Origin of the sequence: Bacillus sp. JJ1127 (genome assembly GCF_036965845.1) — a bacterium.
Taxonomy (GTDB): domain Bacteria; phylum Bacillota; class Bacilli; order Bacillales; family Bacillaceae_G; genus Bacillus_A.
Genome location: NZ_JBALQK010000095.1, coordinates 8,437 through 21,796, shown reverse-complemented (window position 1 = coordinate 21,796; position 13,360 = coordinate 8,437). Strand labels below are relative to the sequence as shown.

Sequence of the window (13,360 nt, the reverse complement as noted above, 5' to 3'; positions counted from 1 at the left end):
TGGCCAGATGCTCTCGCCCCCCTAAAAAGAAAGGTTTTATGTTGTTTTTTTAATTGATGTATATATAGTAATGCACTTTTAACTTTAAAAATAGCCAAAACACGTAATAATATATGAAAACCTGTCTAGTATAGGTTAATATTAATAGTGTGCAACATGTTAACACATTGGCTTGTTTTTATCCCGCTATTTGTGGGCAATCATACTCCCGCCTCAAAATTCAGCGAAAGTAAAGAAGATAGGCGGGAGATAAGCAGCTTATAAAAGCCCAATTGATGAAGGTTATGGAACAAATCTAGGTTATTAAAGAGGAGAAAAGAATGGCAAAAAATATATCAGACATTGCTAAATTAGCAGGTGTCGCAAAAAGTACCGTTTCTCGTTATTTGAATGGTGGGTATGTCAGTGATAAAACAAAACAAAAAATTGAAGCGATTATTCAAGAAACAAATTTTTCTCCTAATACATTCGCGCGAAGTTTAAAAGCAAAAACAACAAATTTAATTGGCGTTATCGTTCCGCGTTTAGACTCTTTTGCTACGACGAAAACCCTTATTGGAATCGATAATTCACTTCGTGAACAGGGTTATCAAATGCTTGTGGCAAACGCAAATCAAAGGCAAGAAATAGAGATTGAAGCAATTGAAAACTTTGCAAAACAAAAAGTAGCTGGAATTATTTTATTAACGACAAAATTAACAGAGCAACATAATAAAATTTTGAGTACATTAAAAATTCCTGTTTTATTCGTCGGTCAACAATACGAAGGTCATTATTGTCTCATTCACAATGATTTTGAGGCAGCGTTTGAATTAGGAGCATACATTTTATCACAAGGTCACCGTCATATTGCTTATTTAGGAGTAACGGAAGAAGATGTTTCAGTTGGGGTAAAGAGAAAACAAGGTTTTCAAAAGGCAGTTCAAACTTTCGCTCCATCGTGCAATGTTACGTATTATGAAACAACTTTTCATGTCAAAGATGCAATGGAGCAAGTAGCATATATTTTGGAAAATAACCGTCCTACTATTATTGTTTGTGCAACAGATAACATCGCTATTGGTGCAATAAAGGTTATTCATGAAAGTAATCTTTCTGTACCAGCAGATATTTCCGTTACAGGATTTGGAGGTTATGATATTTCTGAAATAATTCATCCTAGTTTAACAACTGTTTCATTTGACTACCATTACGCTGGAACGATTGCTGCTAAATCTATCATACAGTTAGTTGAAAATAAAGATATTCCAAAAATAGTAAGTTCAAAATATGTATTAAAAATTCGAGAAAGTATTGACAAAATATGAAAGCGTTTTATAATTCTTTATAGAACCGGTTCCGTATTTTGAAAAATGAAGACAGGATTTCTTTTGTATATGAAAGACCTGTCTTTTATTTTAACCATTTGCGGAACCGGTTCCGCAAAATGAATTAGGGGGACTTTGAATGGATATGAAAGAGACTGCCGCTAGTGTATTGCAGCATATCGGCGGAAAAGAAAATGTTATAAGTGCAACTCATTGTGCAACACGTCTTCGTCTTGTTTTAAAGGATGAATCAAAAGTAACACAAACAGAAATCGAAAACATAGAAGGCGTGAAAGGTGCTTTTTCTACAGGTGAGCAGTATCAAATTATTTTTGGAACGGGAATTGTTAACAAAGTATATGAACAATTTGCGAATCTTATCGGCTTATCTGAAATCGATCCTCAGACGCATACAGAAGCTGTAAAGAAAAAAATGAATCCAGTTGCTCGGCTAGCAAAAGTATTATCAAATATTTTCGTGCCAATCATTCCGGCCATTGTTGCCAGCGGTTTATTAATGGGCTTACTCGGAATGTTGAAAGCGTTTAAATTAGTGCCGGCTGATCATGCTCTCATTCAATTGCTTGATATATTTTCAAGTACAGCGTTTATTATTTTACCGATTTTACTTGGTGTTAGTGCTGCAAAAGAATTTGGCGGTAATATTTTCTTAGGAGCTGTAATTGGTGGTATTTTAACTCATCCTGCATTAATGAACCCTTGGACACTTGGGAATGCGAAACCGGCGGTATTGCATTTTCTTGGTATGGACATTGATATGATTGGTTACCAAGGCACAGTTCTTCCTGTTTTATTATGTGTATATGTAATGAGTGTAATAGAAAAGCAGTTACGAAAACATGTACCAAATTCTTTGGATTTATTAATTACACCTTTTTTAACTGTTGTGATTACAGGTTTTCTATCATTAATTATTATCGGTCCTATCGGTTATAAATTTGGTGATGGTATTACGTACATTTTAAATACTGTATATCAAGTTGCTGGGCCAGTTGCTGGGTTTATTTTTGGTGGTTTATATTCGACTATCGTTTTAACAGGATTACACCATAGTTTCCATGCTATTGAAGCTGGGTTACTTGCAAATAAAGATATTGGTGTAAACTTTTTACTACCGATATGGTCTATGGCAAATGTTGCGCAAGGCGGGGCAGCTTTAGCTGTTTATTTTAAAACAACAAATACAAAAACAAAAAGTATTGCAATTCCTTCTGCTATTTCAGCTTTTTTAGGAATTACAGAACCTGCAATCTTTGGTGTGAATTTAAAGCTAGGAAAACCTTTTATTGCTGCAGGGATTGGCGGAGCTTTTGGCGGGGCATACGTTGTGTTTACGAATGTTGTGGCAAATGCTTATGGTTTAACAGGGATTCCGATGCTTACGATTGTGGCCCCATTAGGAATGATGAATGTCGTTCATTATGTAATTGGATTTGCTATTGCTGTTATTACAGCGTTTGTTGCGACAATGCTTCTATATAAAGAAAAGAACTAATTTTTTTGAGGTGAACACCCTATGGATAAATATAGAACAATACGAGAGGCAAAAGGGTGTGAATTGACTTCGCTAGAGAAAATTGCAAATCAAGACTCTTGGAAGCCCACTTATCACATTCATCCGCCATATGGATTAATGAATGATCCAAATGGTGTATCTTATTATAATAATGAGTACCACGTGTTTTATCAGTGGTACCCATTTGCTCCTATTCATGGAATGAAACATTGGGCGCATGTGAAATCTAAAGACTTGATTCACTGGGAACGTATGCCTGTGGCAATTACTCCTACTGAAAGTTATGAATCCCACGGTGCCTATTCTGGGGGAGCTTTCGTAAAAGATGATATACTTCACTTGTTTTATACAGGAAATGTAAAACATACCGATGGTTCGCGTGACGCTAATCAATGTGTTGCCTTCATGAATAAACAATATGAGGTTGAAAAAGCAGAATATAATCCAATTATTCGAAGTGTTCCTGCTGGATATACGGGACATGTTCGTGACCCTAAAATTTGGAAATATGATGATTTTTATTATATGATGCTCGGCGCACAACGGGAAAACGAAACCGGTACACTTCTTATCTATCAATCAAAAGACTTGTATGATTGGAAGTTACAAGGAGAACTACAAACAAATTTAAAAGATTTCGGCTTTATGTGGGAGTGTCCTGACTATTTTCATTTAGATGGAAAAGATATTCTTATTTTTTCTCCGCAAGGTATTCAAGCAACAAAGGATAGCTATCAAAATGTTTATAATGTTATTTATGCAATTGGGACATTGGATCTAGAAAATTTATACTTTCACGTTGATTCTTATTATGAATTAGATAAAGGGTTTGATTTTTACGCACCGCAAACATTGCAAGATCCGTCTGGACGCCGCATTATGCTTGCGTGGGCGGGATCAAGTGAAATTACGTATCCTTCAGATGATTTTATGTGGGCACATTGTTTAACGATCCCACGTGAGTTAACTCTTGAAAATAACGTGTTAAAACAACGTCCGATTGGTGAATTAAAGAAATTACGTACATCTTCTAGAACAGTATCAGGTTGTTTACAGAATGAAACATATGTATTATCTGACCTTTTCAAAGAACATTCCTACGAATTAGAAGTACGATTACAATCTGAAAAGGCAAATGTTTTTGGTATTTCCTTATTCCATTATCATCAAGAATCATTTCCGATTACTTTTCAGCGTGATCAAGGGATTGTTTCTATTGAGCGAGGAAGCTTCCATCACCGCTTTGGAGGAGAATATGGTTACAAACGCTATAAAGAAATTCCGATCCAAGATACAATGAAAATACGTATTTTCGTAGATCAAAGCATTGTTGAAATCTTCCTATGTGATGGAGAAACTGTGTTTACATCGCGGGTATTCCCTCGTAAAGATATAGAGTACAACATCTCTCTTTTCACAGATGAAAAGATGGAATTTCATATAACACAATACAAACTTGGGAGAGGATTGGAATGAAACAAGTATTTTGCATCGGTGAATTATTAATTGATTTTATTTGTTGTAATACACATGTACCATTAGCAGATGGAGTACACTTTGAAAAAAAAGCTGGCGGAGCTCCTGCGAATGTTGCAGCAGCAATTACAAAATTAGGCGGAAAAGCTTCATTCATTGGACAAGTCGGAAACGACCCTTTTGGAGAATTTCTAGAAAAAACATTGCAAGAAAACTATGTCGATACTTCTATGCTTATAAAAGAGAACCAAACGACATTAGCTTTTGTCTCTATTGATCAGCATGGTGAACGTGATTTTACTTTTATGCGTGGTGCTGATGGAGAATATCAGTTTCATAAAATCGATCTTTCTAAAATGCACAAGCATGATATTATTCATTTTGGGTCAGCGACAGCTTTGTTGCCTGGGCATTTAAAAGAAACCTATTTTCAGCTGCTACAATATGCAAAAGAACAAAACCACTTTATTTCTTTTGATCCAAACTATCGTGATGCATTAATTACAGATAAACAGCAATTTTGCGAGGATTGCTTAACTTTCATTGCACAAGCCCATTTCGTAAAAGTAAGCGAAGAGGAAGCGATCATGCTTTCTAAAGAAACAAATATGAATAAAGCTGCACAGTTTTTACTTGAAAAAGGCGCAAAGGTAGTTGCGATTACACTTGGAAAACAAGGTACACTTCTTGCAACTAGTGAAGGAGAGGCTATTATTCCTTCTATTACTGTGAAACAGGTAGATTCAACTGGTGCAGGAGATGCGTTTGTAGGTGCAATGCTTTATCAGCTTTCTAAAGAAGAGAATCTATTTAACTTTAACTTTGAAAAACTTTGTACATTCGTTGCATTTGCTAACAAAGTTGGAGCAATTACTTGTACAAATTACGGAGCTATTCAATCCTTACCAACATTAAAAGATATCATTAAATTTAAATGAGTATGAACTGCACCCTGTAAAAAGACCATGAAGAATCAAGCACTTAAAAGATGGTTTCGGTATTCACCGAAGCCATCTTTTTTAGTGTCTGCGATTCAGGGTACAGTTTATCTCTTTCTTTATAAGAGTACATAAGAACAAGTACAAAAGGGTATAAAATGCTTAAAAATCACCAAGTATACTATGCATGATGATTTTTAAGCATTTTTTGCTAGAATGGCGCTTAGTTAAATAAAAAACGATAATGAAAAGAGTCTTTTAATAGGTTTACAGTTTTAACGCAATATAATTAAAAATGCCCTTAGTATAGGGGTTTTTCGAAATATGACGATGTCCCTCAACAAAATTAAGCTACTCTCTTAGAGAATAGTTTAATTTTGGTTTGTATTGTTTGTATTGTTTGTATTTTTTAGTATAATAGGAATTCCAATTGCTAGAAGAGCAGATTCTATTAGTAAGAATGTATGAAAGAAAAGTATTAACAAGATGGGGTTCTATTAAGATACATGTAATTTTGGAACACAGCCTGTATTCTATTTCTAACATTAGGTTTTTTGTATAGCGAAAAAGTATTGCACTAATAATGTTACAGATTATTTTTGATACAGTATTTTGTTACATCTAGTTCATCGATTAGGATAGTTCATATTTTTAAATAAAAACGAATGTTTATATTACACATATCTTCGGAAAACAGTTTTTAGTAAATAATGTATCCGTATGACCTAGTTGTACGCGTATCTCCGCTTACTCCCAAGATCAATTTTCAATTCATTATTTTTCAGGAGATGAGTAATATGTTTGTTTATTTCTATTATTTGGTTTTGTATTTTTTTACAGTAGTATATGGAGTACAAATTATTTCGTTTGCAGACCCACTTATTAGTATGTTTGTAGCTTCAGATTCAGTAGAAGTATTTATTTTTATGTTAATAATGTCTAGTATATTGTCAGGTATATTATCATTCCTTTTACACTTTATCTATATTTGGAGAGGTAATTCAAATACATTTTTAAAAAGGTTTTATCAGGTGCATTTTTTTGCTACATATATTTCAGGTGCGTTTTCAATAGTAAATATAGGAGGGAAAACGTTAGAAGAATGGGGATTTAAAGGTACTGTAGTAGAGGGTAATGAAAAAATGACTTATCTTATGTTGTTCTTTATTGCGATATCCAATAATGCTTTTTATAAAACTTTCGAAAAAGAGATTGTTAATAAACTTGAATCCATGGTAAGTAAAATGAAGTTAAAGGTAAAAACAAATTCGAAATAGGGGCTGTCCAAGAAGTCAGATAACTGACTTCTTGGAGCCTCTTTCATTTTTTATGAGCAGAATATCTCCACCGCCATGCAATCGTTGTATCTTCAATGTAAATAGCTGGAAGAGTGATTCCTAAGTATGTACCTTCACTTTCATCGAAAACAGACCAATTCCTTTCATCTAAAAATTCTGGATCTGTGCCTTCAAAATCAAATTCATTCTCTTCATCAATCATCCCGCGAAAATATTCTTGAAATGGCGCTTTCTTCATTGCGAACAGCATGTTCTTATCAATTGAAAAAGAATACCACGCTCCCGTCCTGCCAAGAATTTGAAGAATCTATAAAATATATCCAAGTATTCTTTGAAAAGAATATTAAAATGTAAAATTTTAATCATAAATCCAATCTTCCTTTCATACAGTGAAACTAACAAGGCTTGTCTTAGGAAAGGAAGGAAATCAAGTGGAAACTTTACCATGGTGGATTTATCTTATTATTATTGGGATTGTTGTAAGTGGCTACATGGTTTTATATACTTCGAAAAAAGAACAAGAGATGGATAATGAGTTTATCGAAAAAGAAGGAGAAGTATATATGAAGCGTTTAGAGGAAGAACGTGAGAGACGTAACCAAGATAGTGATAAAGACTCGGTTTTACTATAAGTACGGGGGGGAGTGGATAACATATTCGTTATCCACTTTTCTATTTCCAAAAATATATCGAACACAACTTAGAATATATCGACTTACCGACACGAAACTATTAAGTGACAAAAAAGTCGTTTAAAAAATAATAAAGTTGTTAAAAATGTTATTCAACAATCGGGCCAGATTCTAGAATAAGTGATTGTATAAATAATTAAATTTTGAGATAATTTTTTTAAGGGAAAGGGAGTTAAATGGAATAAGATTGCTCAATAAAAGAAGTAATGAAAATATGACTTACAAGGGGAAAAGTTATGAAACATAAAACATCAGAAAAATTATTTAGGATAGATTGTGGAGATATTTATCTTCAAGAGTTTTCCATTAAAGATGCAGATAATATATACAGAATATCAAATCAACCAGAAATATTTAATTTTTTGCCAGACTGGAAATCAACAAAAGAACAACGGGTTGATTGGGTTACCAATTACGAAATACCAGCAAATAAAGCGTTTCTTGATGCCGTTGTAAATACATCAAACATAGATGGTCATTTTTTAAAACTAGGGATATTTATTAAGGAAACGGATAAATTTATTGGTTGGTGCTGTACGGGCATAAAAGATGAGCTACCTTCACCGAATAGAGAAATTATGTATGCCATTTCCAGTGAATATCAAAAGAAAGGCTATGCTACTAAAGCGTCTAAAGGATTGATTGACTATTTGTTTACAAATACAAATTTGGAAGTCATTAACGCAGTAGCTTTAATTAACAACGTTTCATCAAATAAAGTAATTGAAAAATGTGGATTTACTTATCTGAGTCAACAGACAATAGAAAATGAATTATATAATCACTATATATTAAACAAATTAGAGTGGATGAAGAATCATTAAAAGAAAATGTTGTTGTTCCAGAAAAGGGCGCTATTTTTTGAATAAAACTTAGATTTTTAAACGACTTTATTGCTATATTTTTTAGTGTAGTGAAGTATCTTATATCAAGATTGAACAACTATATTTTTAACCCCGTTCTAAATATAGAACGGGGTTATGTTTGTTTGGGCTTTTAAAATTAAATAACTTTATCGTCATTTAACAGAAACGACAACTTGGAAGCGTAAAAAATCCCCACACCCATGCTCAAATTGTGTACTATAAAGGATAGATAGGAAGGGGACTTTTGGAATGGAATTTCATGAACAAAGGATTTTGCCAGCTGTTCGGCAGATTAAGGATTTAGAAAAGTTATTACATAGTTCGTATGAGTATATTGTGATTTTAGATATTCATATCGGTCAATTGAAGAGTGTTGTGGCATTAGCGAAGCAGCATTGTAAAAAAATATTTTTACATGTCGATTTGATCCATGGATTGCAAAGTGATGGACATGCAACAGAGTTTTTATGCCAAGAGTTTAGACCTTATGGATTGTTATCGACAAAAGCAAATGTCATTATGAAGGCGAAGCAAAAAGGTGTTGTTGCGATTCAGCGCATCTTTTTAATAGATTCTAGTGCGATGGAAAAGAGTTGTAATCTTTTAGAGAAAACAAAGCCGGATTATATCGAGGTACTTCCAGGAGCTTTAACCGGTGTAATTGCCGAGGTGAAAGAGCGGACAGGCGTGCCGATTTTGGCAGGTGGTTTTATTCGCAGTGTTGATGATGTAGAAAGAGCATTAGCAGCTGGTGCAACAGCGATTACAACATCGAACAAAGAGTTATGGAAATATTATCAAAAAAAGTGACAAAAATATGAGAAAATTTTATTGACACCGCTTTCAATTATGGTTTACATTATAGATAAGTTAATAAACGTGACGGAGAAAAGAAGAGATCCACATTTCATTGTTTCTATATTTCTATGTAGAAGCATGTAGACTGTGGATCTTTTCTTTTGAAAAAAAACGAATGACCATTCATTTTATCTCCGTCACATTGAAAGTGCTTAAATCAAGTGGGGAGGGGTATTATGTCAGCATTTTTAGGAGAGTTAATAGGGACAGCGTTGTTAATCGTTCTTGGTGGCGGCGTTTGTGCTGGGGTAAGTTTAAAGAAGTCGTTTGCTAAGGATTCAGGCTGGATTGTTATTACAATGGGATGGGGCTTAGGGGTTGCTATCGCAGCATATGCAGTTGGATCGATTAGTGGGGCACATTTAAATCCAGCTGTAACAATAGGGCTTGCTTTTAAGGGAGCGTTCCCATGGAGCGATGTACCGGGGTATATCGCTGCGCAAATGATTGGCGCAATCATCGGTGCAATTATCGTATATTTACATTATTTACCTCATTGGAAAGAAACAGAAGATCCAGGTACAAAGTTAGGTGTTTTTGCAACAGGGCCAGCAATTCCGAACACATTTGCAAACCTTTTAAGTGAAATGATTGGTACATTCGTTTTAGTGTTTGGTATATTAGCAATTGGTGCTAATAAATTTGCAGATGGTTTAAATCCGTTTATCGTAGGTTTTTTAATTGTAAGTATTGGTTTATCATTAGGTGGAACAACAGGTTATGCAATTAACCCGGCTCGTGATTTAGGTCCTCGTATTGCACACTTCTTCCTTCCGATTCCAGGAAAGGGTGGATCAAACTGGAAGTATGCATGGATTCCGGTTGTAGGACCGATTTTAGGTGGATCACTTGCAGGTTTATTCCACCAAGTTGTATTTGAAGGGAAACAAAATGCAGCGCTTATTTATGTGATAATTGCAACTGTGATTGTACTAGCAATCTCTTATATGACAAGCAAAAAGAGTGGAAAAGATGCAAATAGTAGAAAAATAGCGTAAGGGGGAACTGAATATGGAAAAATATATTCTTTCATTAGACCAAGGAACAACAAGTTCACGTGCAATTCTTTTTAATAAAGAAGGTAAAATTGTTCATGTAGCACAAAAAGAATTTACGCAACACTTTCCAAAGCCAGGTTGGGTAGAGCATAACGCACAAGAAATTTGGGGATCTATTCTAGCTGTTATTGCAACTTGCTTAAGTGAAGTAGATGTAAAACCAGAACAAATCGCTGGAATCGGGATTACAAACCAACGTGAAACAGCGGTTGTATGGGACAAAGAAACTGGGAAACCAGTTTATAACGCAATTGTGTGGCAATCTCGTCAAACAGTTGAAATTTGTGATGAATTAAAAGAAAAAGGCTATAGCGATATGGTTCGCGAAAAAACAGGTCTTTTAATTGACGCATATTTCTCAGGTACGAAAGTAAAATGGATTTTAGATAACGTTGAAGGTGCAAGAGAAAAGGCAGAACGCGGCGAGTTACTATTCGGTACAATTGATACATGGCTTGTATGGAAATTGTCTGGTGGTAAAGTGCACGTAACAGACTATTCAAATGCATCACGTACATTAATGTATAACATTCATGATTTACAGTGGGATGATGAACTTCTAGAAATGTTAACAGTACCAAAAAGCATGCTTCCAGAAGTACGTCCATCATCTGAAGTGTATGGTCATACGGTTGATTATCATTTCTTCGGTCAAAATGTACCGATTGCAGGTGTGGCTGGTGACCAACAAGCAGCGTTATTTGGGCAGGCTTGCTTCGGTGAAGGTATGGCGAAGAACACATACGGAACTGGTTGCTTCATGTTAATGAACACAGGCGAAAAAGCAGTTGCTTCTGAGCATGGACTATTAACAACGATTGCATGGGGATTACATGGTAAAGTTGAATATGCATTAGAAGGAAGTATTTTCGTAGCGGGTTCTGCAATTCAATGGCTACGTGACGGAATGCGCATGTTTAAAGATGCAAGTGAAAGTGAAACGTATGCGTCTCGCGTGGAATCAACTGATGGTGTATACGTTGTTCCAGCATTTGTAGGACTTGGAACACCATATTGGGATAGTGAAGTACGCGGAGCTGTATTTGGCGTAACGCGTGGTACAACGAAAGAGCACTTTATTCGTGCAACGCTAGAGTCATTAGCATATCAAACGAAAGATGTACTATGTGCAATGGAAGCAGATTCAGGTATTGAACTGAAAACATTACGCGTTGATGGCGGAGCGGTTAAGAACAACTTCTTAATGCAGTTCCAAAGTGATATGTTAGATGTTCCAGTAGAGCGTCCAGAAGTAAATGAAACGACAGCTTTAGGGGCGGCATACTTAGCGGGTCTTGCAGTTGGATATTGGGAAAACCAAGACGAAATTAAGGCGCAGTGGAATATGGACAGAAGCTTTACACCAGCAATGGAAGCGGAAACAAGTGAAGAGCTATATGCTGGATGGAAAAAAGCAATTGCAGCAACAAAGGCTTTTAAATAATCATAACCAGTGTTATAATGATGTTAAGTTAATAATTCGGTAGGAGATATGGAGAGACCACAACACGCTATAGAGGCGATTTCTATAGTGATGTTCGTGGTCTCTTTTTTATATCAAAGGGAGGAATTACCATGAAATTTTCAAGTAAACAACGTAAAGACGTGTTAAACGAGGTAAATAAACAAGAGTTAGATGTGATCGTAATTGGTGGAGGTATTACTGGTTCAGGTATTGCATTAGATGGGGCAACACGCGGGTTATCAACAATTGTGTTTGAAATGCAAGACTTTGCAGCAGGTACATCAAGTCGTTCAACAAAACTTGTACACGGTGGTTTACGTTATTTGAAACAACTTGAAGTGAAGATGGTAGCAGAGGTGGGGAAAGAGCGTGCAATCGTATATGAGAACGGTCCCCATGTAACAACACCAGAGTGGATGTTACTTCCGTTCCATAAAGGCGGTACATTTGGTTCATTTAGTACATCTATTGGTCTTCGTGTATATGACTTCCTTGCGGGAGTAAAACGAAGCGAACGCAGAAAAATGTTTAGCCGCGAAGAAACAATGAAAAAAGAACCGCTTGTAAAACAAGAAGGATTAAAAGGCGGCGGGTATTACGTAGAATATCGTACAGATGATGCGCGTTTAACAATCGAAGTAATGAAAGAAGCAATTGAACACGGTGCGAAAGCAGTTAACTATGCAAAAGTAGACGGGTTCTTATATAAAGATGGTAAAGTATGCGGTGTGCGTGTTATTGATTTATTAGACGGAGAAGTATATGAAGTATACGGGAAGAAAATTGTAAACGCAGCTGGTCCTTGGGTGGATACACTTCGTGAAAAAGATAATTCGAAAAAAGGAAAAGTACTGCAGTTATCAAAAGGTGTGCATTTAGTTATTGATCAAAAACGTTTCCCGCTTGGGCAAGCGATCTATTTTGATACACCAGATAAACGTATGGTCTTCGCAATCCCGCGCGGCGGGAAAACATATGTAGGTACAACAGATACGTTTTATGATAAAGACGCAGCAGTACCGCAAATGACAACAGAGGATCGCACATATATTATCAATGCGATTAATTATATGTTCCCAACAGTTAAAATTACAGAAAAAGATATTGAATCAAGCTGGGCTGGTGTACGTCCATTAATTTACGAAGAAGGAAAGAGCGCATCTGAAATTTCTCGTAAAGATGAAATTTGGACATCTGACTCTGGTTTAATTACAATTGCTGGCGGTAAATTAACAGGATATCGGAAAATGGCAGAAATGGTAGTTGACTATGTAACATCTTTAATGCAAAAAGAGGGGCATAGCGCATATCCAAAAACAAAAACGAAACATATGCCAATCTCTGGCGGACATGTAGGTGGTTCTAATGGGTTCCCAACATTTATTGCGAAAAAAGCTGTGGAGGGAACAAAATATGGTTTAACGACAGAACAAGCAGAACAATTTGCGAAATTCTATGGTTCTAACGTCGATATTCTCTTTAACTTAGCAAAACAATTGAAAGAAGAAGCGAAAGAGTATAACATGCCGTTAGACGTACTTGTACCGCTCGTATACGCGATGGACTATGAAATGACAGTAAAACCTGTGGACTTCTTCGTACGCCGAAGAGGGGCTGTATTCTTCAACATTCACTGGGTATATGATTGGAAAGAATCTGTGATTACGTATATGGCTGCAAAATTAGGTTGGAGTAAAGAAGAACAACTGAAATATACAGCTGAATTAGAGAAAGCATTAAGAGATGCCGTAGTGCCTGTAGATCAGCAAGAACACGCAGCTGCATTAGCTTAAGATCAGCAATAAAAAGCGCCTAAAGGGAAGAGAGAACCTTTAGGCCTTTTTTTTAGGTGGGAGAGAGCATCT

General features: G+C 35.7%; 12 protein-coding genes. 11 read left to right on the top strand and 1 reads right to left on the bottom strand.

All coding sequences use genetic code 11. The annotated features are described in order from the left end of the window. The first annotated feature begins 320 nt into the window (after positions 1-320). The 5 genes from V7183_RS10805 to V7183_RS10785 all read left to right on the top strand — a co-directional run bounded on the left by V7183_RS10805 (position 321) and on the right by V7183_RS10785 (position 6,535). Positions 321-1,307, top strand: a complete 987-nt coding sequence (locus V7183_RS10805) for a LacI family DNA-binding transcriptional regulator (protein WP_335359492.1) — start codon at positions 321-323, stop codon at positions 1,305-1,307. Between the two features lie 139 nt (positions 1,308-1,446). Beyond that, the gene (locus tag V7183_RS10800) at positions 1,447-2,823 is read left to right on the top strand and encodes a sucrose-specific PTS transporter subunit IIBC (protein WP_335359491.1); all 1,377 of its coding nucleotides are present in this window, start codon (positions 1,447-1,449) and stop codon (positions 2,821-2,823) included. Positions 2,824-2,844: 21 nt separating this feature from the next. Beyond that, complete coding sequence (locus V7183_RS10795) at positions 2,845-4,320, top strand: glycoside hydrolase family 32 protein (RefSeq protein ID WP_335359490.1); 1,476 nt, start codon at positions 2,845-2,847, stop codon at positions 4,318-4,320. Then, positions 4,317-5,258: a carbohydrate kinase family protein gene (locus V7183_RS10790; RefSeq protein WP_335359489.1), complete on the top strand. Its 942-nt coding sequence runs from the start codon at positions 4,317-4,319 to the stop codon at positions 5,256-5,258. The genes V7183_RS10795 and V7183_RS10790 overlap by 4 nt, the downstream gene beginning before the upstream one ends. A 797-nt stretch (positions 5,259-6,055) precedes the next feature. After that, positions 6,056-6,535 carry a hypothetical protein gene (locus V7183_RS10785; protein ID WP_335359488.1) on the top strand — a complete coding sequence of 160 codons (480 nt, stop codon included), beginning with the start codon at positions 6,056-6,058 and terminating at the stop codon, positions 6,533-6,535. A gap of 43 nt (positions 6,536-6,578) precedes the next feature. Here the strand turns inward: V7183_RS10785 and V7183_RS10780 are convergent, their stop codons facing one another. Continuing rightward, positions 6,579-6,806, bottom strand: coding sequence for a hypothetical protein (locus V7183_RS10780; protein WP_335359487.1), 228 nt, complete (start codon positions 6,804-6,806; stop codon positions 6,579-6,581). 181 nt (positions 6,807-6,987) lie between these two features. Between V7183_RS10780 and V7183_RS10775 the strand changes: the two genes are divergently transcribed. From V7183_RS10775 to glpD, 6 genes are all read left to right on the top strand, one after another. Then, positions 6,988-7,188, top strand: coding sequence for a sporulation YhaL family protein (locus V7183_RS10775; RefSeq protein ID WP_097899688.1), 201 nt, complete (start codon positions 6,988-6,990; stop codon positions 7,186-7,188). Positions 7,189-7,484: 296 nt separating this feature from the next. Continuing rightward, positions 7,485-8,072 (top strand): GNAT family N-acetyltransferase, encoded by a 588-nt coding sequence (locus tag V7183_RS10770; RefSeq protein ID WP_335359486.1) that lies wholly within the window; start codon positions 7,485-7,487, stop codon positions 8,070-8,072. A 291-nt stretch (positions 8,073-8,363) separates the two neighbouring features. Beyond that, complete coding sequence (locus tag V7183_RS10765) at positions 8,364-8,924, top strand: glycerol-3-phosphate responsive antiterminator (RefSeq protein WP_335359485.1); 561 nt, start codon at positions 8,364-8,366, stop codon at positions 8,922-8,924. Between the two features lie 224 nt (positions 8,925-9,148). Continuing rightward, on the top strand, positions 9,149-9,970 hold the full coding sequence (glpF, locus tag V7183_RS10760; protein ID WP_335359484.1) for a glycerol uptake facilitator protein GlpF: 822 nt from the start codon (positions 9,149-9,151) through the stop codon (positions 9,968-9,970). 13 nt (positions 9,971-9,983) lie between these two features. Beyond that, positions 9,984-11,474 (top strand): glycerol kinase GlpK, encoded by a 1,491-nt coding sequence (gene glpK, locus V7183_RS10755; protein ID WP_335359483.1) that lies wholly within the window; start codon positions 9,984-9,986, stop codon positions 11,472-11,474. A 131-nt stretch (positions 11,475-11,605) separates the two neighbouring features. After that, positions 11,606-13,288, top strand: coding sequence for an aerobic glycerol-3-phosphate dehydrogenase (gene glpD / locus V7183_RS10750; RefSeq protein WP_335359482.1), 1,683 nt, complete (start codon positions 11,606-11,608; stop codon positions 13,286-13,288). Positions 13,289-13,360 lie beyond the last annotated feature (72 nt).

Bases quoted from the DNA above. Each gene is read 5' to 3' on its own strand.
- V7183_RS10790 (WP_335359489.1), top strand. From the start codon at position 4,317: ATGAAACAAGTATTTTGCATCGGTGAATTATTAATTGATTTTATTTGT.
- V7183_RS10800 (WP_335359491.1), top strand. From the start codon at position 1,447: ATGGATATGAAAGAGACTGCCGCTAGTGTATTGCAGCATATCGGCGGA.
- V7183_RS10780 (WP_335359487.1), bottom strand. From the start codon at position 6,806: ATGCTGTTCGCAATGAAGAAAGCGCCATTTCAAGAATATTTTCGCGGG.
- V7183_RS10795 (WP_335359490.1), top strand. From the start codon at position 2,845: ATGGATAAATATAGAACAATACGAGAGGCAAAAGGGTGTGAATTGACT.
- V7183_RS10770 (WP_335359486.1), top strand. From the start codon at position 7,485: ATGAAACATAAAACATCAGAAAAATTATTTAGGATAGATTGTGGAGAT.
- glpK (WP_335359483.1), top strand. From the start codon at position 9,984: ATGGAAAAATATATTCTTTCATTAGACCAAGGAACAACAAGTTCACGT.
- V7183_RS10765 (WP_335359485.1), top strand. From the start codon at position 8,364: ATGGAATTTCATGAACAAAGGATTTTGCCAGCTGTTCGGCAGATTAAG.
- glpF (WP_335359484.1), top strand. From the start codon at position 9,149: ATGTCAGCATTTTTAGGAGAGTTAATAGGGACAGCGTTGTTAATCGTT.
- glpD (WP_335359482.1), top strand. From the start codon at position 11,606: ATGAAATTTTCAAGTAAACAACGTAAAGACGTGTTAAACGAGGTAAAT.
- V7183_RS10785 (WP_335359488.1), top strand. From the start codon at position 6,056: ATGTTTGTTTATTTCTATTATTTGGTTTTGTATTTTTTTACAGTAGTA.
- V7183_RS10805 (WP_335359492.1), top strand. From the start codon at position 321: ATGGCAAAAAATATATCAGACATTGCTAAATTAGCAGGTGTCGCAAAA.